Origin of the sequence: Pseudomonas kulmbachensis (genome assembly GCF_963681935.1) — a bacterium.
GTDB classification, from domain to species: Bacteria; Pseudomonadota; Gammaproteobacteria; order Pseudomonadales; family Pseudomonadaceae; genus Aquipseudomonas; species Aquipseudomonas kulmbachensis.
The window spans coordinates 952,980-968,500 of sequence record NZ_OY817088.1; the positions used below are offsets into that span (position 1 = coordinate 952,980).

The 15,521-nt window shown below is 58.3% G+C and carries 13 protein-coding genes; 9 read left to right on the plus strand and 4 right to left on the minus strand.

Annotated elements, in window-relative coordinates; genetic code table 11:
* The first annotated feature begins 3 nt into the window (after positions 1–3).
* From murD to lpxC, 9 genes are all read left to right on the plus strand, one after another.
* Entirely contained in the window at positions 4–1,350 is a 1,347-nt protein-coding gene (gene murD / locus U5A05_RS04565; RefSeq protein ID WP_321835846.1) for a UDP-N-acetylmuramoyl-L-alanine--D-glutamate ligase, read from the plus strand.
* A complete protein-coding gene (gene ftsW, locus U5A05_RS04570; protein ID WP_016779528.1) occupies positions 1,347–2,561 on the plus strand; it encodes a putative lipid II flippase FtsW in 1,215 nt (404 codons plus the stop codon). The genes murD and ftsW overlap by 4 nt, the downstream gene beginning before the upstream one ends.
* The gene (murG, locus tag U5A05_RS04575; protein ID WP_261741005.1) at positions 2,551–3,621 is read left to right on the plus strand and encodes an undecaprenyldiphospho-muramoylpentapeptide beta-N-acetylglucosaminyltransferase; all 1,071 of its coding nucleotides are present in this window, start codon (positions 2,551–2,553) and stop codon (positions 3,619–3,621) included. The genes ftsW and murG overlap by 11 nt, the downstream gene beginning before the upstream one ends.
* Positions 3,614–5,077: a UDP-N-acetylmuramate--L-alanine ligase gene (murC, locus tag U5A05_RS04580; protein ID WP_261741006.1), complete on the plus strand. Its 1,464-nt coding sequence runs from the start codon at positions 3,614–3,616 to the stop codon at positions 5,075–5,077. The genes murG and murC overlap by 8 nt, the downstream gene beginning before the upstream one ends.
* Positions 5,074–6,030 carry a D-alanine--D-alanine ligase gene (locus U5A05_RS04585; protein WP_261741007.1) on the plus strand — a complete coding sequence of 319 codons (957 nt, stop codon included), beginning with the start codon at positions 5,074–5,076 and terminating at the stop codon, positions 6,028–6,030. Before murC ends, U5A05_RS04585 begins: the two co-directional genes overlap by 4 nt.
* 4 nt (positions 6,031–6,034) lie before the next feature.
* Positions 6,035–6,901 (plus strand): cell division protein FtsQ/DivIB, encoded by an 867-nt coding sequence (locus U5A05_RS04590; protein WP_261741008.1) that lies wholly within the window; start codon positions 6,035–6,037, stop codon positions 6,899–6,901.
* Between the two features lie 15 nt (positions 6,902–6,916).
* Positions 6,917–8,176 carry a cell division protein FtsA gene (gene ftsA, locus U5A05_RS04595; RefSeq protein ID WP_261741009.1) on the plus strand — a complete coding sequence of 420 codons (1,260 nt, stop codon included), beginning with the start codon at positions 6,917–6,919 and terminating at the stop codon, positions 8,174–8,176.
* Positions 8,177–8,248: 72 nt separating this feature from the next.
* Positions 8,249–9,463 (plus strand): cell division protein FtsZ, encoded by a 1,215-nt coding sequence (gene ftsZ, locus U5A05_RS04600; protein WP_261741010.1) that lies wholly within the window; start codon positions 8,249–8,251, stop codon positions 9,461–9,463.
* Positions 9,464–9,575: 112 nt separating this feature from the next.
* Positions 9,576–10,487: a UDP-3-O-acyl-N-acetylglucosamine deacetylase gene (gene lpxC / locus U5A05_RS04605; protein WP_019823785.1), complete on the plus strand. Its 912-nt coding sequence runs from the start codon at positions 9,576–9,578 to the stop codon at positions 10,485–10,487.
* Between the two features lie 50 nt (positions 10,488–10,537).
* Here lpxC and U5A05_RS04610 read toward each other — a convergent pair whose 3' ends face one another.
* The 4 genes from U5A05_RS04610 to U5A05_RS04625 form a co-directional block, all read right to left on the minus strand.
* Positions 10,538–12,013, minus strand: coding sequence for a sensor domain-containing diguanylate cyclase (locus tag U5A05_RS04610; protein WP_261741011.1), 1,476 nt, complete (start codon positions 12,011–12,013; stop codon positions 10,538–10,540).
* A gap of 132 nt (positions 12,014–12,145) precedes the next feature.
* On the minus strand, positions 12,146–13,465 hold the full coding sequence (locus U5A05_RS04615; RefSeq protein ID WP_261741012.1) for an OprD family porin: 1,320 nt from the start codon (positions 13,463–13,465) through the stop codon (positions 12,146–12,148).
* Between the two features lie 191 nt (positions 13,466–13,656).
* Positions 13,657–13,881, minus strand: coding sequence for a hypothetical protein (locus U5A05_RS04620; RefSeq protein WP_321835847.1), 225 nt, complete (start codon positions 13,879–13,881; stop codon positions 13,657–13,659).
* A gap of 294 nt (positions 13,882–14,175) precedes the next feature.
* On the minus strand, positions 14,176–15,519 hold the full coding sequence (locus U5A05_RS04625; RefSeq protein ID WP_321836488.1) for a heavy metal sensor histidine kinase: 1,344 nt from the start codon (positions 15,517–15,519) through the stop codon (positions 14,176–14,178).
* Positions 15,520–15,521 lie beyond the last annotated feature (2 nt).

Genomic DNA, 15,521 nt, shown 5'->3' on the forward strand with positions numbered 1-15,521 from the left:
CCTGTGTCTCTGATCGCTTCTGACCACTTCCGCATCGTTGTCGGCCTCGGCAAGAGCGGCATGTCCCTGGTGCGCTTTCTCGCGCAGCGGGGCGTGTCGTTCGCCGTGGCGGACACGCGGGAAAATCCACCGGAGCTGGCCACGCTGCGCCGTGACTACCCGCAAGTGGAAGTGCGTTGTGGCGAGCTGGATGTCGAATTCCTGTGCCGTGCCGACGAACTTTACGTGAGTCCCGGCCTGGCCCTGGCGACGCCGGCCCTGCAAGCAGCAGCGGCACGCGGCGTGAAGTTGTCGGGTGATATCGATCTGTTCGCGCGTAACGCGAAGGCACCGATCGTTGCAATCAGTGGTTCCAACGCCAAAAGCACCGTTACCACGCTGGTCGGTGAAATGGCTGTGGCTGCGGGCAAGCGTGTGGCGGTCGGTGGCAACCTCGGTACGCCAGCGCTGGACCTGCTCAGCGATGACGTTGAACTGTACGTGATGGAACTGTCGAGCTTCCAGCTGGAAACCACCAATCACCTGGGTGCCGAAGTCGCCACCGTACTCAACGTCAGCGAAGACCACATGGACCGCTATAGCGGCCTGCCGGCGTACCATCTGGCCAAACACCGGATTTTCCGTGGTGCCAGGCAAGTGGTGGTCAATCGTCAGGATGCCTTGACCCGTCCGCTGATGAGCGAGGGCCAGCCGTGCTGGACCTTCGGCTTGAGCGCTCCGGACTTCAAGGCCTTTGGCCTGCGCGAAGAAAACGGCGAAAAATACCTCGCCTTCGAATTTCAAAACCTGATGCCGGTACGCGAGCTCAAAGTTCGCGGTGCCCACAATCAGGCCAATGCCCTTGCGGCACTGGCGCTGGGGCATGCCGTTGGCTTGCCGTTCGACGCCATGCTGGCCAGCCTGTGTAACTTCACCGGCCTTGAGCACCGCTGCCAGTGGGTACGCGAGCTGGATGGCGTGAGTTACTACAACGACTCCAAGGCTACCAACGTCGGTGCAGCACTGGCTGCCATCAATGGCTTGGGCATGGACATGGACGGCAAACTGATCCTGATCGCTGGTGGTGACGGCAAAGGCGCCGACTTCAGCGGCCTGCGTGATTCTGTGGCCAAGTATTGCCGCGCCGTGGTGCTGATGGGTCGTGACGCAGGCTTGATCGCCGATGCCTTGGGCGATGCCGTGCCGCAAGTGCGTGTCGGTTCGTTGGACGAAGCCATTGCACAAAGCCGCTCGTTGGCCTTGCCGGGTGATGCGGTATTGCTGTCGCCCGCTTGCGCCAGTTTTGACATGTTCAAGAACTATGAAGAGCGCGGCCAGTTATTCGCCCGTGCTGTGGAGGTGCTGGCATGATCTTCGGCATCCTCAAGCCTTATCCTTCGCCGCTGGTCACCGGCCGTGGCATCGACCTCGACTTCCCGTTGCTGGCCGGTTGCCTTGCCTTGCTGGGTCTGGGATTGGTGATGATTACGTCGGCATCGTCCGAAGTCGCCGCCTTGCAGTCGGGCAATACCCTGTACCACATGATCCGCCACCTGTTTTACATCGTGCTCGGTCTGGGCGCGTGCATCATGACGATGATGGTGCCGATTGCGACCTGGCAGCGTATGGGCTTCATGTTGCTGATCGGTGCATTCGGTTTGCTGGTGGCAGTATTGATCCCAGGCATTGGTCGTGAGGTAAACGGCTCGATGCGCTGGATCGGTTTCAGTTTCTTCAACGTGCAGCCCTCGGAGATCGCCAAGGTTTTTGTGGTGATCTACCTGGCGGGCTATCTGGTGCGCCAGCAGAAGGAAGTACGCGAAAGCTGGATGGGCTTCTTCAAGCCATTTATCGTGCTGCTGCCAATGGCAGGTCTGCTGCTGATGGAACCGGACTTCGGTGCCACCGTGGTAATGATGGGCGCTGCGGCGGCCATGTTGTTCCTCGGTGGTGTGGGGCTGTTTCGCTTCGCCCTGATGGTGGCGCTGGCGGTGGGGGCGGTGTTTGTTCTGGTACAGGCACAGCCTTACCGGATGGCGCGTCTGATCACCTTTACCGACCCATGGTCCGACCAGTTCGGTTCCGGCTACCAGCTGACCCAGGCCCTGATCGCATTCGGGCGCGGCGAGTGGTTCGGCGTAGGCCTTGGCAACAGCGTACAGAAGCAGTTCTACCTGCCTGAAGCCCACACCGACTTCGTGTTCTCGGTACTGGCTGAAGAGCTGGGCGTTGTCGGCTCGCTACTGACCGTGGCCCTGTTCGTGTTCGTGTGTGTGCGCGGCATGTACATCGGCATGTGGGCCGAGCGCGCCAAACAGTATTTCTCGGCTTATATGGCGTACGGCCTGTCGTTCCTGTGGATCGGCCAGTTCCTGATCAATATCGGGGTAAACGTCGGCCTGCTGCCAACCAAAGGGCTGACCCTGCCGTTCCTTAGCTACGGTGGCAGCTCGCTGGTGATTTGCTGTGTGTGTATGGGCCTGTTGCTGCGCATCGAGTGGGAGAGTCGAACCCACCTGGGCAGCGAAGAGACCGATTTCAAAGAAAGCGACTTCGCAGAGGAGCCGACCCATGGGCGCTAATGTGCTGATCATGGCGGGCGGCACCGGTGGCCATGTGTTCCCGGCACTGGCCTGTGCGCGCGAGTTCCAGGCCCGTGGCTACACGGTTCACTGGCTCGGCACGCCGCGTGGCATCGAGAACGAACTGGTCGAACCTGCGGGCTTCAAGCTGCACCTGATCAACGTTGCCGGTCTGCGTGGCAAGAGCAAGCTGTCGCTGCTCAAGGCACCGTTTGTGTTGCTCAAGGCATTGTTCCAGGCGCGCAAAATCATTCGCCAACTCAAGCCGGTCTGCGTGCTTGGTTTCGGTGGTTACGTGACCGGGCCTGGCGGTCTGGCGGCGAAAACCTGTGGTGTGCCGGTGATCATTCACGAGCAAAACGCGGTAGCCGGTACGGCTAACCGTTTGCTGGTGCCAATGACCACTCGTGTCTGTGAAGCATTCCCTGGAACCTTCGCCGCCTCGGACAAATTGCTCAGTACCGGCAACCCGGTGCGGCCTGAACTGTTCACCCTGGCGCCGCGCGCCGCACTCGAAGGGCGCAAGGCGCGCTTGCTGGTGTTGGGGGGCAGCCTGGGGGCCGAGCCGTTGAACAAATTGCTGCCTGAAGCGTTGGCCAAAGTACCGGCCGACGTACGCCCTGACGTGTTTCATCAGGCAGGCAAACAGCACGACCAGATTACTGCCGAGCGCTATACGGCGGTCGGTGTCGAGGCTCAAGTACAGCCTTTTATCAAAGACATGGCCCAAGCCTATGGCTGGGCCGACCTGGTGGTTTGTCGCGCAGGCGCGCTGACCGTCAGTGAACTGGCTGCGGCCGGTCTGCCTTCGCTGCTGGTGCCATTGCCCCACGCGATTGACGACCATCAGAGCCGCAATGCCGACTTTTTGGCTCGCGAAGGCGCTGCTTTCCTGATGCCGCAAGCGACAACTGGCGCAGCCGAGCTGGCTGCACGCCTGACAGAGGTTTTGATGCAACCGGAACGACTCAACAGCATGGCGGCCAATGCTCGCCGCCTGGCCAAACCTGATGCGACCCGCAACGTTGTAGATATCTGCCTGGAGGTGGCCAATGGTTGAGAATCAAAAAGCTATGCCACAACCCGAGATGCGCCGTATCCGTCGCATCCACTTCGTCGGTATCGGCGGCGTGGGCATGTGCGGTATCGCCGAAGTGTTGCTGAACCTGGGCTATGAAGTGTCGGGTTCGGACTTGAACGCATCGTCTGTGACCGAACGTCTCGAATCATTCGGCGCGCACATCTTTATCGGCCACCGTGCCGAAAACGCTGCCAATGCTGATGTACTGGTGGTGTCGAGCGCTGTTAATACCTCCAACCCCGAAGTAGCACATGCGCTGGAGCGTCGTATTCCAGTGGTGCCACGGGCCGAGATGCTGGCTGAGCTGATGCGCTATCGCCACGGTATCGCCGTAGCAGGCACCCATGGCAAAACCACCACCACCAGCTTGTTGGCCTCGGTGTTTGCGGCCGGTGGCCTGGACCCGACGTTCGTGATCGGTGGTCGCCTGAATGCAGCAGGTACTAATGCACAGCTGGGCACTAGCCGTTACCTGATTGCCGAAGCTGACGAAAGCGATGCCAGCTTCCTGCACCTGCAGCCAATGGTTGCAGTGGTCACCAATATCGACGCCGACCATATGGCGACGTACGAAGGCGACTTCAACAAGCTGAAGAAAACCTTCGTCGAGTTTCTGCACAACCTGCCGTTCTACGGCTTGGCTGTGCTGTGCCTGGACGATCCGGTCGTGCGCGAAATCCTGCCGCTGGTCAAGCGTCCGACCGTAACTTACGGCTTTAGCGAAAACGCTGACGTGCGCGCAATCAATGTTCGCCAGCAAGGCATGCAAACCTTCTTCACCGTGTTGCGCCCTGATCGCGAGCCACTGGATGTGTCGGTAAACATGCCGGGCAATCACAACGTGCTCAATGCCTTGGCCACCATCTGCATTGCTTCGGATGAGGGCATCAGCGATGAAGCCATCGTTCAGGGCCTGTCGGGCTTCGAGGGTGTTGGACGACGCTTCCAGGTTTATGGCGAGCTGCCAGTTGAAGGCGGCAGCGTGATGCTGGTCGATGACTACGGTCACCACCCGACCGAAGTTGCGGCGGTGATCAAGGCCGTACGCGGTGGTTGGCCGGAGCGCCGTCTGGTGATGGTTTACCAGCCGCACCGCTTCAGTCGTACCCGTGACCTTTACGACGATTTCGTCCAGGTGCTGGCCGACGCCAATGTGCTGTTGCTGATGGAAGTCTACCCGGCTGGTGAAGAGCCGATTCCGGGCGCTGACAGCCGCCAGCTGTGCCACAGCATCCGCCAGCGCGGTCAGTTGGACCCGATCTACATCGAGCGCGGCGTTGAGCTGGCGCCGATCGTCAAGCCGTTGCTGCGTGCTGGCGACATTCTGTTGTGCCAAGGGGCGGGCGATATCGGCCGTCTGGCACCGCAACTTATAAAGAGCCCGCTGTTCAGCGGTGCTGTTGTTGCCGCTACCAGTAAAGGAAAGTTGAAATGACTGCTGCTTACGCCAATCTGTTCTCGACCATTGCCCCTGCCGACTTCGGTCGCGTGGCTGTGCTGTTCGGCGGCAAAAGCGCTGAGCGTGAAGTCTCGCTGAAGTCCGGCAACGCCGTACTCGGTGCACTGCAAAGCGCCGGTGTGGATGCTTTCGGGATCGATGTGGGGGATGACTTCATCACCCGTATCACCAGCGAAAAAATCGACCGCGCGTTCATCATTCTTCACGGCCGTGGCGGTGAAGACGGCAGCATGCAAGGCCTGCTGGAATGCCTGGGCATTCCTTACACCGGTAGCGGAATCCTCGCGTCGGCCTTGGCCATGGACAAGCTGCGCACCAAACAGGTGTGGCACAGCCTGGGCATTCCGACCCCGCGTCACGCAGTGTTGAGCAGTGAAGCCGACTGTATTTGTGCAGCGAAGGAACTGAGCTTCCCTTTGATCGTCAAACCGGCACATGAAGGTTCAAGTATCGGTATGGCCAAAGTGAGTAACGTTGACGAGTTGATCGTCGCGTGGGCCGATGCCAGCAAGTACGACTCGCAAGTGTTGGTTGAGCAATGGATCACCGGTCCCGAGTTCACCATCGCCACCCTGCGTGACCAGGTGTTGCCTCCAATTGCCCTGGGCACTCCGCATACCTTTTATGACTACGACGCCAAGTACGTGGCCAACGATACCCAGTATCGGATCCCGTGCGGCCTCGACAGTGCCAAGGAACAAGAGCTCATGGACCTCACGGCGAAAGCCTGTGAGGCGATCGGTATTGCCGGTTGGGGCCGTCTGGACGTGATGCAGGACACGGCGGGCCAATTCTGGCTGCTGGAAGTCAACACCGCTCCGGGCATGACCGATCACAGCCTGGTGCCGATGGCGGCCAAGGCTGCGGGTCTGGATTTCCAACAGTTGGTGTTGTCGATTCTGGCAGCAAGCTTAGAGGCGCGGGGTTAAGTCCATGCAAGGTGCATCGCTTCGTCATCAACCACCCGCTCCCGGCCGCAAGCCGGTGCCGCGTGGCGCCAGCCGGATGGTGGCGAAAGAGCCGATGTCGGTGCGTTTGCCAAAAGCCAATTTCGGCTTTTTGAAAGCCTTGTTCTGGCCGGTGCTGCTGGTGGCGTTGGGTTATGGCACTTACGAAGGTGCACAGCGCCTGATGCCGTATGCGGACCGCCCGATCACCAATATCAACGTGCAGGGTGATTTGACTTACATCAGCCAGCAAGCCGTGCAGCAGCGCATCGCCCCGTATGTGGCGGCGAGCTTCTTCACGGTCGACCTGGCAGGCATGCGCACCGAGCTTGAGCAAATGCCCTGGATCGCCCACGCCGAGGTACGCCGAGTATGGCCGGACCAGGTGGTGATTCGCCTTGAAGAGCAACTGCCGGTCGCCCGCTGGGGTGATGAAGCACTGCTCAACAACCAGGGGCAAGCGTTCACTCCGCGTGAGCTGGCCAATTACGAACATTTGCCGCAGCTGTTTGGCCCTCAGCGGGCCCAGCAGCAAGTAATGCAGCAGTATCAGGTGCTGAGCCAGATGCTGCGTCCGATGGGCTTTTCCATAGTCCGGCTGGAGTTGCGTGAGCGCGGTAGCTGGTTCCTGACCACCGGAGCTGGCAGTGCAGGGCCCGGAATCGAGTTGCTGTTGGGGCGCGATCATCTGGTAGAAAAAATGCGTCGCTTCATAGCCATCTATGAAAAAACGCTGAAAGAACAGATTACAAACATAGCGCGCATCGATTTGCGTTATGCCAACGGATTGGCCGTCGGCTGGCGGGAACCTGTGGCACCGACGATAGCCCAACCCGCTGTCGCGAAGAATTAAGAAGAGGCAGGACCCATGGCAAACGTGCAAAGCGGAAAAATGATCGTCGGTCTCGATATCGGCACCTCCAAGGTGGTGGCGCTGGTGGGCGAGGTCGCAGATGACGGCACGATCGAAATCGTCGGTATTGGCACGCATCCGTCCCGTGGCCTGAAGAAGGGCGTGGTGGTGAACATCGAGTCCACCGTGCAATCGATCCAGCGCGCTATCGAAGAAGCGCAGCTGATGGCCGGTTGCCGGATTCACTCGGCGTTTGTCGGCGTTGCCGGTAATCACATACGCAGCCTGAACTCCCACGGCATCGTTGCGATCCGCGACCGTGAAGTCAGCACCGCCGACCTTGAACGCGTCCTCGACGCCGCCCAGGCCGTTGCGATCCCGGCTGACCAGCGCGTGCTGCATACCCTGGCGCAGGACTACGTAATCGATAACCAGGAAGGCGTTCGTGAGCCACTGGGCATGTCCGGCGTACGTCTGGAAGCCAAGGTACACGTAGTGACGTGTGCGGTGAATGCGGCCCAGAACATCGAGAAATGCGTACGCCGCTGTGGTCTTGAGGTAGATGACATCATCCTTGAGCAACTGGCATCGGCTTACTCGGTACTGACCGACGACGAAAAAGAGCTGGGCGTTTGCCTGGTCGACATCGGCGGCGGTACTACCGATATCGCGATCTTCACCGAAGGCGCTATCCGCCACACGGCAGTGATCCCGATAGCCGGTGACCAGGTGACCAACGACATCGCAATGGCGTTGCGTACACCGACCCAGTACGCCGAAGAAATCAAGATTCGTTACGCCTGTGCACTGGCCAAACTGGCTGGCGCGGGCGAAACGATCAAGGTGCCAAGCGTGGGCGATCGCCCACCGCGTGAGTTGTCCCGTCAGGCCTTGGCCGAAGTGGTCGAGCCGCGTTATGACGAACTGTTCACCCTGATTCAGGCTGAGCTGCGTCGCAGCGGCTACGAAGACTTGATCCCGGCGGGCATTGTGTTGACCGGTGGTACTTCAAAGATGGAAGGCGCGGTGGAACTTGCCGAAGAGATCTTCCACATGCCGGTCCGTCTGGGCGTGCCGCACAGCTTCAGAGGCTTGACCGACGTTGTGCGCAATCCGATTTACTCCACCGCTGTGGGCTTGTTGCTGTACGGACTGCAAAAGCAGTCAGACGGTATCTCCATATCGGGTATCAGCAACCGCGACAACTACAGCAGTGACGAACAAAAAGCCCCTGTGTTTGAGCGCCTTAAGCGCTGGGTTCAGGGCAACTTTTAAAGCTTGGGCTCCAAAAGATTCAAAGCAGTAGAAGTAGGCGAAAAAAACTAGAGAACTGAAAGGAGAGGGACCATGTTTGAACTCGTAGATAACATCCCGCAGAGCCCGGTAATTAAGGTTATCGGTGTTGGTGGTGGCGGTGGCAATGCTGTTAACCATATGGTTAAGAGCAACATTGAAGGCGTGGAATTCATCTGCGCCAACACCGACGCGCAAGCGCTGAAAAGCATTGGCGCACGTACCATCCTGCAATTGGGCACCAGCGTGACCAAGGGCCTGGGTGCCGGCGCAAATCCTGAGGTTGGTCGTCAGGCCGCTCTGGAAGACCGTGAGCGCATTGCCGAGGTGTTGCAGGGCACCAACATGGTGTTCATCACCACGGGCATGGGCGGTGGTACCGGTACTGGTGCTGCGCCGATCATTGCCGAAGTGGCCAAGGAAATGGGGATTCTCACCGTTGCGGTGGTGACTCGTCCGTTCCCGTTCGAAGGTCGCAAGCGCATGCAGATCGCTGACGAAGGTATTCGTCTGCTGTCCGAAAGCGTCGATTCGTTGATCACGATTCCAAACGAAAAACTGCTGACCATCCTGGGTAAAGACGCAAGCCTGCTGTCGGCTTTCGCCAAGGCCGATGACGTTCTGGCCGGTGCCGTTCGCGGTATCTCCGACATCATCAAGCGTCCGGGCATGATCAACGTCGACTTTGCCGACGTGCGTACCGTGATGAGCGAAATGGGCATGGCGATGATGGGCACTGGCTGCGCCACTGGTCCGAACCGTGCGCGTGAAGCGACCGAAGCGGCTATCCGCAACCCGTTGCTTGAAGACGTGAACCTGGAAGGCGCTCGCGGCATCCTGGTGAACATCACTGCCGGTCCTGACCTGTCTCTGGGTGAGTACTCCGACGTGGGTAGCATCATCGAGGCCTTTGCTTCCGAGCACGCGATGGTCAAAGTCGGTACGGTTATCGATCCGGACATGCGCGACGAACTGCATGTAACCGTGGTTGCCACTGGTCTGGGCGCAAAAATCGAGAAGCCGGTCAAGGTTGTCGACAACGGTGTTCAAACTTCGTACGCAGCCTCTTCGGCACACAGCGCCCCGGTTCGCCAGGAAGCCCGTACCGAGCGTCAGGAGCAACCGATGGTCAACTACCGTGACCTGGACCGCCCGACTGTGATGCGTAACCAGGCCCAGCAAGGCGCGACAACCGCTGCCAAGCTCAATCCTCAAGACGATCTGGATTACCTGGATATCCCGGCTTTCCTGCGTCGACAGGCTGATTAATGAAATCAATCAGGGCGATTAAGGTGATTGGTGTTCAGCAAAGGCTCGGTCTGCTATTATCGCCAGCCTTTGTTGATACCAGTTCGCAATTTGCGCTGAAGCGGCCAATGCCATGATTAAACAACGCACCCTGAAAAATATTATCCGTGCCACAGGTGTCGGCCTGCACTCTGGTGAGAAGGTCTACCTGACCCTCAAGCCAGCGCCTGTGGATACCGGCATCGTGTTTTGTCGTGCAGACCTTGACCCTGTTGTGCAGATCCCTGCGCGCGCGGAAAACGTCGGCGAGACAACGATGTCGACCACGTTGGTCAACGGCGATGTAAAAGTAGACACGGTAGAGCACCTGCTCTCGGCCATGGCTGGCCTGGGGATCGATAACGCCTACGTCGAACTCTCCGCGTCTGAAGTCCCGATTATGGACGGTAGCGCTGGACCTTTCGTGTTTCTGATTCAATCTGCCGGCCTGGAAGAACAGGACGCGCCGAAGAAGTTCATCCGTATCCTGCGTGAAGTGACAGTGGAAGATGGCGACAAGCGCGCCACTTTCGTCCCTTTCGAAGGGTTCAAGGTGAGCTTCGAGATCGATTTCGATCACCCGGTTTTCCGTAATCGCACCCAAAGCGCAACCGTGGATTTCTCGAGCACTTCGTTTGTAAAAGAAGTCAGCCGCGCGCGTACCTTTGGTTTCATGAGTGATATCGAGTACCTGCGCAAGCACAACCTCGCACTCGGCGGTAGCGTTGAAAACGCCATCGTGGTCGACGCGGATGGTGTACTGAACGAAGACGGCCTTCGCTATGAAGACGAATTCGTGAAGCACAAGATCCTCGACGCTATTGGCGACCTCTACCTGTTGGGCAATAGCCTGATTGGTGAGTTCAAGGGCTTCAAGTCTGGCCATGCACTGAACAACCAGCTGATTCGTAAGCTGCTTGAGCAGACCGATGCGTGGGAAGTCGTGACCTTTGAAGATGCCAGCACAGCACCGATCTCGTACATGCGTCCGGTCGCGGCAGTTTAAGTAAAACTTCCTTCTCTAGTTTTTGAAGGCCACCCTCGGGTGGCCTTTTTTTATAGAGGATTTGTTGGTTTCGGTGCGTTGAGCCCGGTTTCGTTGATATCCATCACGCGATTTCGCCCACGCTTCTTGGCTTGGTAGAGGGCTTTGTCGGCAGTGTTGAGCAGCTCCTGCTGATCATCACCGGGCTTGGCGTAGCGGGTGCACGCGCCCAGGCTGACAGTGAGCGTGTTCGCCTGGTGGGCGGGTTCCATCTGCTCGACCGCCAAACGAATCTTTTCGGCCAGCAGGCGAGTGCCTGCCGCGTCGGTATCTACCAGCACCACCGCGAACTCTTCCCCTCCATAGCGCGCTGCCAGATCGGCGGGGCGGCGTACATTAACCTTTATGGCTTGCGCTACCTGGCGCAGGGCTTCATCCCCGGCCTGATGGCCGTAACTGTCATTGAAAGCCTTGAAATGGTCGATATCAATCATGATCAGTGACAGTGGCGTGCCCGCGCGCTGGGCGCGGCGCCATTCCAGATCCAGGGTTTTATCCAGCATGCGCCGATTGGCCAACCCGGTCAGCGGATCGGTAGAAGCCAGGGCGGCGAGTTCGTGTTCGGCGTGCTGGCGCAGGCGCAGTTCGCGAGTCAGCAGCCAGGTGAGCCATAACAAGCCCAGGCACAGCAGCAGGGTTGCGCTGCCGATCAGGGAGGCGGTGTGTCGCCAATTGCTGAAGATATGTTCGGTCGACAATGCAACCACAACCACCAACGGTAGATCGCCAACTTGAGCGAAGTTGTAAAGGCGTTCCAGCTGGAAGACCTTTGACATGGCGGTAAAGCTGCCATAGCGCTCATTGATGAAGCGCAAAAAAATTGGAGCCTGGCCCACGTCCTGACCGGTATAGAACTTGTCTGTCTCCGGATACCGGATGAGCAGGATGCCGTCGGTGCTGATCAAGCTGATGTTGCCGGTAGGTCCAAGGTCCAGGCCGCGAAACAGGCCCTGGAAGTAGCTGATTTTCATCTGAGCCACGGCAACTCCACCAAACTTGCCGTCCGGGGCGGTAATTCGACGGCTCAGGATCAGGTTCCACTCGTTGGGGCTTTCACTGACGAGCATGGGGGTGCTAATGAAAAGCCCGTCCTTCTGCTCTTTGATATGGGTCTTGAACCAGAGCTGTTGACTGGCATTGTTTAACAAGGGCCCGGCCGGCTTGGAGCTGGCTATCAGTTTTCCTTCAGCATCCAGGACAAAAAAGCCGGCATTGGACGGTGCCTCGGTGGCTTTGTCGAAAAGCAGCGACTGTTGAATCTGCGGTGCGAGCGAGGAGAGTGCCTGGCTTTGCAGCAAGTCGATCAGGTTGCTGAGGGAGGAGTCATAAATCGACAGCGTATTTTGAATATCCCGGCTGATCAGCTGCACGATATTCAGCGCTGAGCGTGCGGCGTCTTCTTCGGTGTTGCGGTACTCCCTGACCAGCAAATAGCCAACAATACTGAGGATTGCAAGCACCGAGAGGGCGCTGGCCCCGATCAGCATGCGCCGAGTGATGACGTGTGAACGCTGGGAAAATTGAATGGCCTTACCCTCACAGATACAAATCGTGCCCAGCCATAAGGTGTCGGCCTGTAGAGATAAGGCCAGCTTTGAAGCTGGCCTTATGGTCACAGATTAGAACACATCAATAGGATAGTCGACGATCACCCGGTACTCATCAACATCGTTGTCCACGCTCTGGTAAGCGCTGTTGCCGCGGTTGGTCGCCCAGCGCAGGCCCACCGACAGGTCCTTGGCCTTGCCTTCCTGGATCACGTATTTCAGCCCCAGGTCACGTTCCCAGTGATGGGCATTCTTGCCTTCGGGGTTGTACCAGTTGCTGTAGCCGATGCTGTTGGGGTCGGCCTTGGTCAGATCCAGTTCACCGCGCGAGTACGAAGCACTGGCCGTCAGGCCGGCGATGCCGAGCCCGGCAAAGTCATACTCGTATTGCAGTTTCCAGGAGCGCTCGTTCGGACCGTTGAAATCCGAATACTGCTGCGAGTTGTCGAGGTAAACACTGTCGCCCTGATAGATATAGTCAAAAGGCGTGTTGCCGTTGACCCGCTGGTAAACGGCCGTCACCTTGTGCCCGTCCACGGCTACCGCAAAATGCAGGCTGAAGGTGTTGTTATCGATATCGCCCAGCAGCGCCTTGCCGGTGTCCTGGGTGTGGTAGAAATGCAGGCCGGGATTGAGGCTGATGCTCTCGGTCAGCGCATAGGTGTAATCCAGGTCGTAGTAATACTGGTTCCAGATGTCCTGCAACTGGGCTGCGTACAGGTTGCTGGTGATCTCTGGCACGCCGCTCCAGGAGGCTCCGGCCCAGGTGATGTGCTTGCTGCTCTGATCGGCGAGGTCGCCGTAGGTAGTGGTCAGGCGGCGCATGCCGCTCTGGTTGTACGGTTTGTCAAAGCTGACCTGGCCACCTTCGAGCATCCAGCCCTCGAAGCTGTGATTGGTCAGGCTGACGCCGCGAAAGGTCTGCGGCAGCATGCGGCTTTCGCCACCGGCAATCACCGGGTTGGTCAGGAATAGATCGCCGGCCTTGAGCTCGGTGTCGAACGCCCGCATTTTTAGCGCCGCACCAGCGGACGAGAAGCTGGTTGGCGCTTTACCGTTACCATCACTGACCGGCAAGATACTGCTGCCATCGGTGCCGCCACCGCCGTCGAGCTTGAGCCCGAGCATGGCGTAGGCATCCAGACCGAAGCCGACCGTACCCTGTGTGAACCCGGACTGAAACTTGCCGATAAACCCCTGGCCCCATTCTTTGCTGTCATCGGCGCGGGGGCTGCGGATATCGTGGTTCATGTAGTAATTGCGGGTGTTGATTTTGAGGCTGGAACCTTCAACAAAACCGTCTTTGGATGTTGCGTCCTCAGCGTGAGCGAAAGTGGGAATCGTTGCGGCCAGGGCAATGAATAACGGACTGAGTTTAAGTGAGTACTTCACCAGAATGTTGCTCCTTGAAAGTGGCGGCAGTTTTTATTCTGTTTAAAAAATCTGTTCCTGTTTGAAAACAGTTAGCGCAGCGGTGCACATTTTTTAGAACAAAAAAAAGCCGCTATGATAGCGGCTTTTGAAACAGTCAGTCACATATGTGGCGTGCGACTGACTGGGTCGGGAAGTCTGCAGGCGTCTAATCAGCTGTCTTTTGCTTCATCTGAAATACTGGTTTCAGCCTGTGTTTGTTGAGGCTTGGCGGCGTTTTGCTGGTGTGCTGTCAGCTCTGCCTGGTGCTGTTCAAAAGTAGCTGCGCGTGCCGCATTTTGTGCGACGAATGCAGGCGATTCTTCCGCCATGGCCAGGGGCGACAACAACAAAGACGACAAAACGAAAACGCTAGCCATACCCATACTGCTGGACATTTCAAAGACCTTCTTGCGGTGCAAGTTCTGTTTGGTACGATCAAAATATAGCTATTGGGCGGGGCGAAAAAGAGCAGGTGAGTACAAGGACCTTTGCGTTTTAGGTAACAAATGCCTGGAGGTGCGAGCTAGAGCGATCACGATAATCTTGAGTTGTGATGTAGCCGCTGAGGAGCGCCAGCGAGGCTGCGATCGGCTGCGCAGCAGTCGCAAATCTATTGGGTTCTGGGGTTTTACGGCTGTCTGCAGTCGATCGCAGCCTTCGTTCCTCGGCAGCGGCTACAGAGCTTCGCATCAGATAGGTAGATACAACCCGAATGTATTGCGCCCTCCACCGCTGCGCACAAACACTTCGCCGCCATGCATCTGCGCTATCGCCTTGACGATGGCCAGCCCCAGCCCGTGGTTGCCGCCGCTGTTGTGACGGGCGGCGTCCACCCGGTAGAAACGCTCGAATAACCGCGCCAAGTGCTCTGCGGCAATCGGCTGGCCAGGGTTGCTGATGCTGATCGTGACCCGGCCCGCGGTTTGCTCGATCAACACCTCGATCACCTGTCCGGCCTCGGTGTGCTGCACGGCGTTGCTCAGCAAGTTGATCAGCGCGCGGCGCAGGTGGGCTTTTTCGATGTTGACCTGGGCATCGCCGCTGACCCGAACGTCAACCCGCGCATCTTCAAGGATGAATTCCAGATAATCCAGGGTCGTTGCCACTTCGTCCGCAAGGGAAGCGCGGGTCAGTTTGCTGGCCTTGCTGCCTTGATCGGCGCTGGCCAGGAACAGCATGTCATTGATGATGCTGCGCAGCCGTTCCAGTTCTTCGAGGTTGGATTGCAATACTTCAAAGTAATGCTCGGCCGACCGCCCCCGGGTCAGTGCAACCTGGGTCTGGCCAATCAGGTTGGTCAGGGGCGAACGCAGTTCATGGGCCACGTCGGCATTGAATGATTCCAGCCGGGTATAGGCTTGCTCGACCCGGTCCAGGGTGGCGTTGAAGGCACTGACCAGTTGATCCAGTTCCGGTGCCAGCGGCGCAAGGTGCAAGCGCCCGGACAGGCGCGGCGGTGCCAGTTTTTGCGCTTCTTCAGACAGCTTGTCCAACGGTTTTAGGCCGATCCGCGCCACCCAATAGCCAAGCAGCGAGGCCAGCAGTACGCCAATCGTTGCCAGGCTGATCAGTGCGATCAGCAAGTGGTGCTGGGTCTGGCGAAAGGTCTGAGTATCGATGCCAATCAAAAAGCGCAGCGCCGGGCGCTGTTCCTTGGCCGGGATCTGGCTGATCAGCACCTTGAAGGGGTAGGCCTGGCCGGGCAGCCGCAAGTCTCTTACCCCGGTCGGGCCTTGGGCAAATTCGCGCACCGCCGCGTCGGGGTTGCCGTATTCATAGGTTGGGTCAGAACTGATAGTCCAGAAGCGGATGCGTTTGTCCTCTTCGCTGAGCAGCTTGAGCTTGGCGCTCATCTTGGCCCAGTGATCGAGATTGCCGTAACGATTGATTGATGATTCGAGCACGCTGTAACGCGCATCCAGCTCTGCTTCGGGCAGGCGCCCGATACTTTTTTCGACCTGCTGGTAGAGCGCTCCGCCGATCAATACAAAGACCAGCAGGGCCACCAGGGCAAACATCGCACTCAAGCGCATGG